Genomic DNA, 12,775 nt, shown 5'->3' on the forward strand with positions numbered 1-12,775 from the left:
GCGTACCGGGGGGGCGCGCCGGGGGCGGATTGTCCCGTACGGCTGCGAACGGGCGTACGACTGTGGTGTATTCGGCGCGAGCTGGACCGATGGGAACGAGAGCACCGAGCCGCGGGGGGAACGGACATGGGCTATTGGGGTTATTTCGTCGTGGGCCGTGCGGAGCGGCCGCTCGCGGAGCTGGACGCGCTCGCGGACGCCGAGGGCATGACCCTGCGGGTGTCCGCGCCGGGCGGGTGGCAGGTCTGGGAGTACCCGAGCCGGGACGGGGCCGTCGGGAACATGAACGCGCTCGCCGCGGAGACGGGAGCGCCCGCGCTCTTCGGATACGTCATGGACAGCGCGTCGGCGGTCGTGGAGGCGGCGGGCCCGCAGAGCGGGGCGTGGACCGCCTGCCTGGGGCGGGCGGCGATGGCGGCACACCTCGGCATCGGCGCGGAGGGCGGTCCGGGGGAGGGGGGCGACTCGGGGGGCGGGGAGGACCCGGCGGACGGGGGCGACGACGGGCCGGTTCTGGAGGACTACTTCCTCGAACCCCGCGACGCCGCCGAGTGGGCCGTCGCCTGGGCCGCCGAGGCCGGGCACACCGTGGCCGTGGAGCCGCTGCTGGAGGTGCTGAGCGCCCAGACCGAGACTGGGGCCGCCGCGTCCGAGGCGGCCGGTCAGCTGGCCGAAAACCTCTTCTTCCGGCTGCTCGACCGGCTCGGCGTGGTGCCGCTGTGACACTCCCGGGCCGTCGCGCGCAGTAAGGGGAAGTGCGGCCTCCGTCAGGGATGACCGCCTGGCGAGGGAGGCGTGGATGAGCCTGGTGGAACTGATCGCTCAGGCGGACGAGCGCGGACTGGCCGCCAGTGGCTTGGCCTGTTTGGACCGGTGCCTGCCCCTGCTGGGGGGTGACGACGAAGCCCTGCGGCCCCTGTGGGCCCAGCTCGCCGAGGGCGGTGACACCGGCGAGTGGGGTGAGCGGCTGGAGCAGGTGCGCGGCAAGCTCGGCGGCAACCGCCGCGGAGGCCGGTCCGGGGGAGCCCGCCGCGGACGTCGCCGTCCTGCTGGCCCGCCGGATGCTTGCCACCGTCCCCGCCGAGCCCGCCGCCGCCGAGGTGCGGGTGTGGGCCGACGGCTGCTCGGTCGCCTCGCTCAGGATCCACCGCCTGCTGGAAGGCGCGGCTCCCGAGCAGGCGGACGCGGCCTCGGCCGACGCCCGCCGGGCGGGCCGTACGGAAGGTGTGTCGCCGCTCGTCGCCGCCGAACTGCGCCGTCAGATCGCCGTACTGGAACTCCTCGCGGAACACGGAGCCGGCGGGCTGCGCCGCGTGCTGGAGGTGTCGACGGAGGGCCGGCGTGTGCTGCGCGCGGTCGTGTCACGCCGGGCGCGGGGGAAGCGCGGCCGGGCGGCCGGGGCGCCGACGACCTGACGGACGTAAACCCCGTTCATGGGCGGGTCCTGTGACCGTCGTGCGGTGGCGGTGGGCCGGTCCTGCGCCGGTCTCGGGCACCCGCCGGATCCGGGTGACGAATCCCCGCGCCGGGACGCTTTCCCGCATGTGACGACGACTCAGCGGGAGACCAGGCCCTCCGCCGCGACGAAGCCGGTGCGGTGGGCGGCGGACACGGTGGCGACGATGCGCGAGGGAGCGAGGCTGCGGCTCGACTACTCGGCGCAGAGCCTGTGGCGTGTCGACCGGATGATCGACGGGATACGCCGGGAGCGGGCACCGTACGCCGCCGTCGAGAACGTGCTGCGCGGCTTCGGGGCGTACGCCGGTGAGGTGATCGTCCGGCAGACGGGCGCGGAGTGGTGGGCGTCCGGGGGCGACCACTGGATCCGCACCCCGGACGGCCGTCTGTGGGACCCGATCGACGAGGCCCGCCGCTGCTTCGCCGGTGACGGATCGCTGCGGCTGCTGTGCCGGGAGGCGACGGGGGCGGCGCGGCGGTAGGGGGCGCGGGGGTGCTGGGCGCTGGGGTCGCCATGGGCCGTCGACGGGACCCCCGTGCACAGCGCGTGGACCTCAGCGGACCTCACCGGACGTCACCGGGAGGGGAACCGGCTGTGACACTTCGGTGCGGTCCGGCGCTGATCATCGTGGGGGCGGAGGCGGACGGCGGCGTGGTCGCGGGCCGTGGATCCGCCACGGACTCGGTACGGACGAGGACAGTTCTTGGGCCAGGGACGGGAACCCCGCCGCGCGCAGGCGTACGACGGGGAACTGGGCGCGGCCGTCGCGCGGGCCCAGCAAGGTGACGAGGCGGCCTTCGCGGTCGCCTACCGGATCGTGCAGCCCGCCCTGCTCGGGTACCTGCGCGGGCTCGTCGGCGACGACGCCGAGGACGTGGCCTCCGACGCCTGGCTGGAGATCGCCCGCGACCTCGGCCGGTTCCAGGGGGACGGGGCCGGGTTCCGGGGCTGGAGCGCGACCATCGCCCGGCACCGGGCGCTGGACCATCTGCGCCGGCAGCGGGTACGGCCGCGGGCGTCGGCGCTCGAACAGGACGTACTGGAGCTGCCCGGGCCGAGCAGCACGCACGAGCAGGCGCTGGAGTCCCTGTCCACGGAGTACGCCCTGGAGCTGGTCCGCGGCCTGCCCCGCGACCAGGCGGAGGCGGTGCTGTTGCGGGTGGTCGTCGGCCTGGACGGCCCCGGCGCCGCGCGCGTCCTGGGCAAGCGGCCCGGCGCGGTGCGTACGGCCGCGTACCGGGGACTGAAGCGGCTGGCCCGCCAGCTCGGCGCGGAGCGTGTGACGGATGAGGACCCCAGCACGCTGGGGGAGTCGACATGACGGGCGGCCGTCGGCCACCGGACGGCCGGACAGGTCCGGCCGGGCACGGACAGAAACGGACAGGACATGGGTGAGCGGCAGAACGGCAGCGGGGTCCCCGGCCGTCGGCGTGTGCACCCGACGCCCGGCCCGGACCCCGACCCGGGGACGAGCCCGACGCCCGGCTCGGGGGCGGACCGGGAGGCGGGGGCTGGGGCCGGCGGTTCGGGGGCGGACCGGGGGACGGGGGCTGGGGCCGGTTCGGGGAGTGGTTCGGCGCCCGGGTCCGCGCCCGGGTCCGCGACCGGTGCCGGGGCTGAGCCGGGGGCGCAGACCGAGACCGGTGGGGTGTCGGGTACGGGGACCGGGCCTGGCGTGGGTCTCGAGGCTGAGCCGGAGGCGCGTTCCGTGTCCGGTCCGGTGTCGGGTGCCGGGTCAGGTTCGGTGCCCGGCTCCCGGCCACGCCCGGTGTCCGGCCCGGCGTATGGCTCCGCCTCCGCCTCCACGTCCGCCGGCACTCCCGGTGGCGCCGGAACCCCTCCGCCCCTGGAGGCGCTGTTGGGTGGTGCGCTGCGTGGGAGTGCCCTTGGTGGTGGCGAGGCTGAGGAGCGGGCGGTGGCTGCGTTTCGGGCCGCTCGGGACTCGGGGGCGCATCGGGCGCGTACCCGGCGGCGGGACGACTGGCGGACCCGCGGACAGCGGCGGGGCGCGCCTTCGGTGAGGGCCACGCTCTCCGTGGTCCTCGCGAGTCTGACGCTCGGCGGTGTCGCCTTCGCGGCGATCGGGACGGCGGGCCCCGGCTCGGACGGTGCCGGAGGAGACAGGCCCAGCCGTCCGAGCCCGACGACGAGCACCGCCGTCCGCCCGAGCGGCCCGGCGGCCCCGCCCTCTCCGCATGCCCGCACTCCCGGTCCGTCGGGCCGGCCGGACACCGCGCGGGACACGGTGGCCCGCTGTCGTGCGTACGAGCAGGTCGCGGGCCGCGGGAAGGCGCTCGACGCGACGGCCTGGCAGGGGCTGGTCACCGCGGCGGGCGGCGAGGGGAACGTCCGCGCCTACTGTGCGGAACAAGCGGAACAAGCGGACCGAACGGAGCAACAAGCGGCGGGACCGACGGTCGACGACAGACCGACCAAGCCCACGGGGCCGACCAAGCCCACGGGGCCGACCGCGCCCACCGGGCCGACCGGGCCCGGAAAGCCCGTCACTCCCGACGGCGCGGGCGTCGGTGACGACCGGGCGGCCGACAGTGCCAAGGGGAAGAAGAAGTAACCGTCCTGGCCACGGGCCGGACCGCCACCACCCTGCTTCCCCGCCCGAGTCGGCAGGACCGTCATCGCTCTCGCCCTCTCCCTCGCCCTCTCCCTCGTGCCTGTCGGGCCGGCTGCTCGATCTTCCCTCAGGGTGAGTCTCCGTAGCGCGTCGCCATGGCGGCGGCGCGCTCGCGCAGCGAGGTGCGCAACGACCGCGGGGCCAGGGCCTCCGCGTCCGTGCCGAGCTGCCACAGCGCCCAGTCGGCGTGTCGGGTGTCCTGGAAGGTCACCTTCAGCCGGAGCCAGCCGTCCGCGTCGGGGTCTTCCGCGCGCACGGCCAGCGCGGTGTCCAGCAGCTCCTCGCGCCGCGCCGGGTTCACCCGTACCAGCACGGTGATGTGGTCACCCGCTGAGAGGAACCGCGCGGAGCGCTCTCGCCAGATCCGGTCCAGATCGACCTGGTTCGGCCGCTCCGCCGGCTCGGGGAGTGCCTCGGCGGCCAGCACCCGTGACAGCCGGTAGGTGCGGTCCGCACCGGATCTCGTGGCCAGCAGGTAGGCCCGGTCGCGCACGGTGACCAGGCCGATCGGGTCCACCGTGCGCCACTGCGGGGTCCGGTCCGTGGCCGCGTAGTGGATGCGCAGCTTGTGTCCGGCGAGCACCGCGCGCCGGACCTCGACCATCGTGGTGCCGGGTACCTCGTCGGTCACCAGCCGACGTGACAGCAGGTCGGTCTCCGGGTCGACGAGAAACCGCTGGACCGCGTCGCTCGCGGTGGCCCGGTGGCGCTCGGGCAGCGCGTCGACCACCTTCCGCATGGCCGAGGACAGTGCCGAGCCGAGGCCGAACACCTGCTCACCGCGCCCCGATCCGGCGGTCAGCAGGGCGAGGGCCTCGTCGTGGTTCAGCCCGGTGAGCTCGGTCCGGAAACCGGGTGACAGCACGAAACCGCCGTGCCGGCCGCGTTCGGCGTAGACCGGGACGCCGGCCGCGGACAGTGCCTCGATGTCGCGCAGCACGGTGCGGGTGGATACCTCGAGCTCCCGGGCCAGTGTGTCCGCGGTCAGCCGGCCGCGCTGACGCAGCAGAAGCACCAACGAGACCAGCCGGTCGGCGCGCATACGAGAACTCTATCGAAATACGTGACCAAGGATGTCGTGATTTGTTGTCAGGCTCATTGCCAGGACGACGAGGGGCGACGAGGAGGAACAGGACGTCGAGGACGTCGGGGCCGACGGCAGCCGAGCGATGGCCGTACGACCTCCGTACGTCCTCCCTGCCTACTTCCCGCGTACGCCCCCTCCCGTGAATCGAATGGAGCTGACGTGGCGATGGAACGAACGGCGATCAACCCGGTGACGTGGTCGGTGGACATGGGCTTCAACCAGGGTGAGGTCGTCTCCGGGCACACCCGGACGCTGTACCTCTCGGGCCAGACCGCGATGAGCGGCGACGGCAAGCCCGAGCATGACGGTGACATGGCGGCTCAGTTGGCACTGAGCGTCGACAACGTGGAGGCCGTGCTCGGCGAGGCCGGCATGTCTCTCGCGCACCTGGTCCGGCTCAACGTCTACACGACCGACGTCGACCTGCTTCTCCAGCACTACGCGGTGCTGGCGGCGCGGTTGGGCGCCGCCGCGGTGGCGCCCGCCACCACCATGCTCGGCGTGACCCGCCTGGCGATCCCCGGCCAGCTGGTCGAGCTGGAGGGAACCGCCGTCGCGTGAAGCCGGCATGAGTGGGTGCCGTTTGACGACGCGGCCCGGACCCTTGTTGTCGTGTGGGGCTGGTGGCCGAGGCCGTGCTCGCCGCGGCGCAGCGGACGGACGGGACGTGGATCGCGTACCAGGGCGCGGACCAGACGACGGAGGAGAGCAGGAAGTTGCCGACCGAGCTGTGAAAGTCACCGGACGGTGTCACGGCCGCGGTCTGGCAGGTGCACACCACGGTGTCCAGGGTCCCGGACGCGTCCGGACGGCGCCTGCATCGTGCCGGACAGGACACATGTCGTATCCGGACCGCTGGTCACGCGTTGGTCGCGCCGGTCCCGTCCTCCGCGCAGCGTGCGAGGGCAGAGCCCCGGAACCGCGGAGACGGCCGGGGCCGCCACCCCCCACAGGAGAGGCCCCGGCCGTCGCGCGGCACGGGCCGCGCGGCGGCCCGTACTCCCTACAGCGCCAGGCGGGCGTTTTGTGTCACACCCCGTCGCGGCCTCGCCGTATGACAACGTGGTCGCGCCTTGTACGGACATGGACGAGCGGCGGTTTCAGGTCGTAACGTGCCTTTCGCGCCGGGGCGCGGCGGGCGCACGACCACCGCGACATCCGCGGTCCCGGACACCGCGACCATCGATCCGCGACCATCGATCGAGGAACCACGACGGCGAAGACCCGGTCCGCGAGAGCGGCGCCGGTTGAGGCGCAAAGGGCGTACGGGTGCTGGGGGACGACGCGGAGCTGACGGCCGCGGTGCTTGCGGCGCGGGACGGGGACGAGACCGCGTTCCGGACTGTGTACCGCGCCGTGCACCCGCGGCTGCTCGGATACGTCCGGACGCTGGTCGGCGACCCGGACGCCGAGGACGTGGCGTCCGAGGCCTGGTTGCAGATCGCCCGTGACCTGGAGCGGTTCAGCGGGGACGCGGACCGCTTCCGCGGCTGGGCCGCCCGGATAGCCCGCAACCGCGCCCTGGACCACATACGGATGCGCGGGCGCCGCCCGGCGACGGTCGGCGACGAGACCGAGCTGACCGGCAAGCCCGCCGAGTCGGACACCGCGGGCGAGGCCATCGAGGCCCTGGCCACCGACACCACGCTGTCCCTGATCGCCCGGCTGCCGCAGGACCAGGCCGAGGCCGTCGTCCTGCGCGTGGTCGTGGGCCTCGACGCGAAGAGCGCCGCCGAGACACTCGGCAAACGCCCGGGTGCCGTACGGACCGCCGCGCACCGCGGTCTGAAACGGCTCGCGGAGCTGCTCGACGACGATGCGGAATCGACGGACGTCCTCGACGCCCTGCCTCCCCAGCGAGAACCGCGCGGTGGCGCGGTGACGTCCGCGAGTGTGACGCATACGCGCGCGCGGACGCAGAAGGACATGTGATGGCCGACGAGCAGTACCGGTGGCTGGACCGCGAAACGGCGGAGCGTCTGCTGAGCGGAGAGTCCCTCGAAGCCGTCGACGTGGCCGCCCGCGACCGGGCCGAACGGCTCGCGAAGACCCTGGACGCGCTCTCCGTGGAACCCCCGCCGACCAGCGCGGAACTCCCCGGCGAGGCCGCCGCGCTGGCCGCCTTCCGCAAGGCGCGCGCGGACCGCGCCGACGACCGGGCCGGTGAGCCGGCCGCTGAGCGGACCCCTTCCGGCCGCTCCCGTGTCCGTTCCGCCGACGCCGGACTCGTCCGCATCGGCGGCCCCGGCCGGGGCGGACCCGGTCCCCGCCGGAGCCGTACCGTCCGCCTCGGTCTGGCCGCCGCGCTCACCGTCGGAATGGTCGGCGGAGTCGCCGCCGCGGCCGGAACCGGAGTCCTGCCGACGCCGTTCGGCGGCACCGGCCCGGGCGCCCCCGCCTCCTCGGTCTCGGCCGCGGTGACACCGGACCGTCCGGTGGGCACGCCGTCGCACGGGGCCTCCGGGAGCGCGCCCCCGTCCGGCGGTGCGGCCGACCCCGGCCAGCGCGTGCCCCGCGACACCGCACGCCGGGGCTCCTCCCCGGACACCGGCGGCGGCACGGGCTCCGACGACCGGCCGGGGCGTCCGGACACCCGGTGGAGCGGTGCCCCGGCGGCCTGCCGGGACGTGCGCGACGGCAGGGGACTGGCCCCCGACCGCAGGCGTGCCCTGGAGGGCGCGGCGGGCGGCTCCGCGTACGTCAGGAAGTACTGCGAGTCCGTGCTGGCCGGCACGTCGTCCCAGGACGACGAGGCCAAGGGCGGCGCGAGGAGCGGGGCCGAGGGGGGCGCCAAGGGCGGGACCAGGAGCGGCGTCACCGGCGACAGCGGCAGCGCTGACAACGATGACAAGGCCGACCGGGACGACCGCGGCGGCAAGAACGGCAAGAACGGCAAGAACGGCAAGAACGGCAAGAACGGCAGGGCCCACAAGGGCAGGGGCGGCAAGGGTGGCAAGGGCGGCAACTAGTGCCGCGGCAGGCAACGTTCGCCCGTCAAGGAGCGGCGTCCGGTGCGGCGAGAGGGCGTGCCGGGCGTCGCGACGGGGCGAACGTTGCCTGCCACGGCACTAGGCCCCGCACCCGTGTCCGGCGCCAAGGCCGAGACAATGGCACGGCGACCTTCACGGCAAGCGCCACGGCCCTGACGGTGGCGCGGGCACTCCGGTGTCCACCGGGTCGCCCGGTGTCGTCCGGAGTCCTCCGACGCCCTTGGCTCTTCGCAGGAAGAGGCGCCTGATCTGCTGTTTCCCAGCTCGCCGAAATTTTCTCGGGCAGGGTGTGACGTTTCCGTCCCCCGGGACGCAGTACTGAGTGAGCCGACTGGTCATCGGCCGTCGCACAGAGCCGGGGTTCCCCCCGTACCACGGCTCGTGCACATCGGCGCGGGCGGGACATGTTCCCCCGGTCCCGCCCGCGCCCCAGATCCGTCGCCGGTGTCACCAGTGGACGACGACCTTGTCGCCGTTCCTCACCCGCGCGAACATCTCCGCGATGGCCGTCTCGTCCCGTACGTTGACGCAGCCGTGCGAGGCGCCGGCGTAACCGCGGGCCGCGAAGTCGGAGGAGTAGTGCACGGCCTGGCCGCCGCTGAAGAACATGGCGTACGGCATCGGCGCGTCGTACAGCGTCGACACATGGTGGCGGGACTTCCAGTAGACGCGGAACACACCCTCGCGCGTCGGTGTGTACTGCGAGCCGAAGCGGACCGGCACCGTCATGACCGTGCGGCCGTCGACCATCCAGCGCAGGGTGCGGCTCGACTTGTTGATGCACAGCGCCCGCCCGGTCAGGCAGCGGGGGTCCGGCGCGGCGGCCGGCTGACCGCCCATCAGGTAGAGGTCCCAGGTGCCCGGCTCGCGCGTCATCCGCAGCAGCCGCTGCCAGGTGACGGTGTCCGTCTCGCCCGTCCTCGGCAGCCCGCGCTTGCCCTGGAAGCCCCTGACCGCCCGCTCCGTCAGGTCGTCGTACGTCCCCGTCGGCCCGTCGAAGAGCCAGGCGACCTGCCGCAGCCGGGCCTGGAGCTCGCGGACGTCCCGGCCGGTGTCGCCCCGGGACCACAGGACGACGGGCGCGGGCTCGGGAGCGGGCGGCGCGCTCGGCTTGTCATCGGCGCCGCTGTCCTCGTCGCTCCGGCCGCCGCGGCCGTCGTCGTCACCGCCGTCACCGCGGTCGCCGCCGTCGGCGTCCCCGCTCGGGGCGTCGGCCTTCGTGGAGGGCGGCGCGCTGCCGGGGACGTCGATGCGCACCGGCGACCGGGGCTGCCCGTCCCCGTCCGTGGTCTGCACCGTGCAGCCGCACACCGTGGCCAGGGCGAGCAGCGCGACGATGCCTCTCCCCCTGCCCGTCCTGCTCGCCATGCCCACGCCCATGCCCGTCATACGCACTGCGGACCCCCGCCGTCTCACCGATGCGCTCGGATGTCACCTGAGATGTTCCCCCTGAATGACGCCCGGCGAACGGCGCGGCATGGTTGTGACGGGGACCGCAGCACCCCTGTGAGCAAGGTCCCAGCGTGCTGGCCTGCACCGGAAGCACGCCCACCGCTACAGTCCGTCGAAGGGTCGGACCGTACCAGCTGGTAACTGCGAGTAACTGCTCAGCGGGAGGCAACACACCATGTCGCGCGAGTCGGAGTCCAGGCTGCCCATCGAGCCGGTGTACGGGCCCGAGGCCCTGGATGGCTGGGACCCGGCGGAGAAGCTCGGCGAGCCGGGGTCGTACCCCTTCACCCGGGGCGTGTACCCGTCGATGTACACCGGCCGGCCCTGGACGATGCGCCAGTACGCGGGTTTCGGTACGGCGACGGAGTCCAACGCCCGCTACAAGCAGCTGATCGCCAACGGCACGATGGGCCTGTCGGTCGCCTTCGACCTGCCGACCCAGATGGGCCACGACTCGGACGCCCCGATCGCGAGCGGTGAGGTCGGCAAGGTGGGCGTGGCGATCGACTCGATCGACGACATGCGGGTGCTGTTCGGCGGGATCCCGCTGGACAAGGTGTCCACGTCGATGACGATCAACGCCCCGGCCTCCCTGCTGCTGCTCCTGTACCAACTGGTCGCCGAGGAGCAGGGCGTGCCCGCGGACAAGCTCACCGGCACGATCCAGAACGACGTGCTGAAGGAGTACATCGCGCGCGGGACGTACATCTTCCCGCCCAAGCCCTCCCTGCGGCTGATCGCGGACATCTTCAAGTACTGCCAGGCCGAGATCCCGAAGTGGAACACCATCTCGATCTCCGGCTACCACATGGCCGAGGCGGGTGCCACGCCCGCGCAGGAGATCGCGTTCACGCTGGCGGACGGCATCGAGTACGTGCGCACCGCGGTCGCGGCCGGCATGGACGTCGACGACTTCGCGCCCCGCCTCTCCTTCTTCTTCGTGGCCCGTACGACGATCCTGGAGGAGGTCGCGAAGTTCCGCGCCGCCCGCCGGATCTGGGCGAAGGTGATGCGCGAGGAGTTCGGCGCGAAGAACCCCAAGTCGCTGATGCTGCGCTTCCACACGCAGACGGCGGGCGTGCAGCTGACGGCCCAGCAGCCCGAGGTGAACCTGGTCCGCGTGGCGGTGCAGGGCCTGGCCGCGGTCCTCGGCGGCACGCAGTCCCTGCACACCAACTCCTTCGACGAGGCCATCGCGCTGCCGACGGACAAGTCCGCGCGCCTGGCCCTGCGCACCCAGCAGGTCCTCGCCTACGAGACGGACGTGACCGCGACGGTCGACCCGTTCGCCGGGTCCTACGTCATCGAGAGGATGACCGACGACGTCGAGGCGGCGGCGGTCGAGCTGATGCGGAAGGTCGAGGACCTCGGCGGCGCGGTCAACGCCATCGAGCACGGTTTCCAGAAGGGCGAGATCGAGCGCTCCGCCTACCGGATCGCGCAGGAGACCGACTCCGGCGAGCGGGTCGTGGTCGGCGTCAACCGCTACCAGCTCGACGAGGAGGAGCCGTACGAGCCCCTGCGCGTCGACCCCGCCATCGAGGCCCAGCAGGCGGAGCGGCTGGCCAGGCTGCGGGCGGAGCGGGACCAGGCGGCGGTCGACGCGGCACTGGACGCCCTGAAGAAGGCGGCCGAGGGAGAGGACAACGTCCTCTACCCGATGAAGGACGCGCTGCGGGCCCGGGCGACCGTGGGCGAGGTGTGCAACGCGCTCCGGGGTGTCTGGGGGACCTATGTGCCCTCGGACGCGTTCTGAGCGAGCGGTTCACCCGGGGGCTGACCCAGCTCCGAGGGAGCTGCCCGGACACCGGGACTGACCGGCGGCTTCAGTTGGTGCGGTCCGTCCAGCCCGTCGGCAGGTCGCCCGGTGCCACGCCGCGCTACCCGTGCTCGACGGACTGGTGCCCGCCCTGGAGGCCCCCTCGGTCAGCCCGGGCCCAACTCCCTGACGTACTGTCAGCGGACCTTGGCCAGCGCCGTCCGCAGTCTGGGGGTCAGTGGCTTTTCGACGAAACGGTTCAGGAGCCAGGCCAGGAGGAGCATCGACGCGACCGTGAGAGCGAAGGTCGGCGCCGAGGGCAGGCCCAGGTCGACGTGCAGGGTGTGCACCACGACCCAGCCGAGGTGCTCGTGGACCAGGTAGAACGGGTAGGTCAGGGCCCCCGCCACGGTCAGCCAGCGCCAGTCGGCCCAGCCCAGCCAGCCCAGGGCGACCGCGGCGACCGCGAGGAAGCCGAGGGCGACGACCAGGACGATCCCGGACGAGGTGCGGTGGGCGAAGGCGTTCGGGTCCGCCGCGTTCCACAGCTCGCGTACCGCGTAGTGCTGGCCGATCAGGAAGCTCACGGCCACGATGCCCCAGCCGTAGACGTCCGTGCGGTCGCGGTGGACGAGGTAGAGGCCGACGCCGCCGATGAAGAACGGGGCGTACTCCGGCATGAACACGGTGTCCAGCAGCGGCTGTCGGGCGCCCTGGGCGATGGTCGCCGCGAGGGTCCAGCCCGCGCAGAACAGGATCACGCGGCGCCGGGAGGCGCCGGGCAGCACGACACAGAGGGCGAACAGGGCGTAGAAGCGGACCTCCGCCCACAGCGTCCAGCACACCCCCAGCACCCGGTCCACGCCCAGCGGATACTGAAGCATTGTCAGGTTCACCAGCGTGTCGCTCGGCGACAGCGCCGTGTAGGTGACCACCGGCAGCGCGAACACCGCCGTCACCAGCAGGACCGCCGCCCAGTACGCGGGCAGCAGCCGGGAGGCGCGGGAGGCGAAGAACGACTTCAGGGGGCGGCCCCATCCGCTCATGCAGATCACGAACCCGCTGATCACGAAGAAGATCTGGACGCCGAGACAGCCGTAGGCGAAATAGTTGTGCAGCGTGGGGAACTGCCGCTCCGGTGAACTTCCCCAGGCGTGGGTGATCTCGCCGCCCCGGCCGCCGTAGTGATAGGCGGCCACCATCAGCGCGGCGACCAGACGCAGCCCGTCCAGGGCGCGCAGCCGGGGCTTTCGCCGGGCACCCGTCCCCTCCGGCGGGGGCAGCACGGGCGCGGACGCGTCGGGCACCGGCCGGACGGTCATGTTGGTCACGAAATTCCCCTCGTACGGGCGTTCCTTCGGGTACTTGTCAGCACGTTAGTCCGAATCACAGGGAT

The 12,775-nt window shown here is 73.3% G+C and carries 11 protein-coding genes and 1 pseudogene; 9 read left to right on the forward strand and 3 right to left on the reverse strand.

The features are described from left to right. Positions 1-126 precede the first annotated feature (126 nt). From QQS16_RS25685 to QQS16_RS25705, 5 genes and pseudogenes are all read left to right on the forward strand, one after another. Positions 127-723 (forward strand): hypothetical protein, encoded by a 597-nt coding sequence (locus tag QQS16_RS25685; RefSeq protein WP_286064215.1) that lies wholly within the window; start codon positions 127-129, stop codon positions 721-723. A gap of 76 nt (positions 724-799) precedes the next feature. Then, a pseudogene (locus QQS16_RS25690) lies at positions 800-1,415 on the forward strand (hypothetical protein). 51 nt (positions 1,416-1,466) lie between these two features. Continuing rightward, positions 1,467-1,940, forward strand: a complete 474-nt coding sequence (locus QQS16_RS25695; RefSeq protein ID WP_286066448.1) for a hypothetical protein — start codon at positions 1,467-1,469, stop codon at positions 1,938-1,940. A gap of 222 nt (positions 1,941-2,162) precedes the next feature. Beyond that, a complete protein-coding gene (locus QQS16_RS25700; RefSeq protein WP_286064216.1) occupies positions 2,163-2,780 on the forward strand; it encodes an RNA polymerase sigma factor in 618 nt (205 codons plus the stop codon). Between the two features lie 696 nt (positions 2,781-3,476). Further along, the gene (locus QQS16_RS25705) at positions 3,477-4,031 is read left to right on the forward strand and encodes a hypothetical protein (RefSeq protein ID WP_286064217.1); all 555 of its coding nucleotides are present in this window, start codon (positions 3,477-3,479) and stop codon (positions 4,029-4,031) included. A 127-nt stretch (positions 4,032-4,158) separates the two neighbouring features. Here QQS16_RS25705 and QQS16_RS25710 read toward each other — a convergent pair whose 3' ends face one another. Further along, the gene (locus QQS16_RS25710; protein ID WP_286064218.1) at positions 4,159-5,133 is read right to left on the reverse strand and encodes a helix-turn-helix transcriptional regulator; all 975 of its coding nucleotides are present in this window, start codon (positions 5,131-5,133) and stop codon (positions 4,159-4,161) included. Between the two features lie 210 nt (positions 5,134-5,343). Here QQS16_RS25710 and QQS16_RS25715 point away from each other — a divergent pair, with 210 nt between their 5' ends. From QQS16_RS25715 to QQS16_RS25725, 3 genes are all read left to right on the forward strand, one after another. Continuing rightward, on the forward strand, positions 5,344-5,739 hold the full coding sequence (locus QQS16_RS25715; protein ID WP_286066449.1) for a RidA family protein: 396 nt from the start codon (positions 5,344-5,346) through the stop codon (positions 5,737-5,739). Between the two features lie 708 nt (positions 5,740-6,447). Next, positions 6,448-7,110 (forward strand): RNA polymerase sigma factor, encoded by a 663-nt coding sequence (locus tag QQS16_RS25720; RefSeq protein WP_286064219.1) that lies wholly within the window; start codon positions 6,448-6,450, stop codon positions 7,108-7,110. After that, positions 7,110-8,147: a hypothetical protein gene (locus QQS16_RS25725; RefSeq protein ID WP_286064220.1), complete on the forward strand. Its 1,038-nt coding sequence runs from the start codon at positions 7,110-7,112 to the stop codon at positions 8,145-8,147. Before QQS16_RS25720 ends, QQS16_RS25725 begins: the two co-directional genes overlap by 1 nt. Positions 8,148-8,615: 468 nt before the next feature. Here the strand turns inward: QQS16_RS25725 and QQS16_RS25730 are convergent, their stop codons facing one another. Continuing rightward, the gene (locus QQS16_RS25730; protein WP_286064221.1) at positions 8,616-9,536 is read right to left on the reverse strand and encodes a L,D-transpeptidase family protein; all 921 of its coding nucleotides are present in this window, start codon (positions 9,534-9,536) and stop codon (positions 8,616-8,618) included. Between the two features lie 259 nt (positions 9,537-9,795). Here QQS16_RS25730 and QQS16_RS25735 point away from each other — a divergent pair, with 259 nt between their 5' ends. Continuing rightward, positions 9,796-11,376, forward strand: coding sequence for an acyl-CoA mutase large subunit family protein (locus QQS16_RS25735; protein ID WP_286064222.1), 1,581 nt, complete (start codon positions 9,796-9,798; stop codon positions 11,374-11,376). A 200-nt stretch (positions 11,377-11,576) separates the two neighbouring features. Here QQS16_RS25735 and QQS16_RS25740 read toward each other — a convergent pair whose 3' ends face one another. Next, positions 11,577-12,701 (reverse strand): acyltransferase family protein, encoded by a 1,125-nt coding sequence (locus tag QQS16_RS25740; RefSeq protein WP_286066450.1) that lies wholly within the window; start codon positions 12,699-12,701, stop codon positions 11,577-11,579. Between the last annotated feature and the right edge of the window lie 74 nt (positions 12,702-12,775).

The organism is Streptomyces sp. ALI-76-A, from assembly GCF_030287445.1.
In the GTDB taxonomy this organism is placed as follows: Bacteria; Actinomycetota; Actinomycetes; order Streptomycetales; family Streptomycetaceae; genus Streptomyces.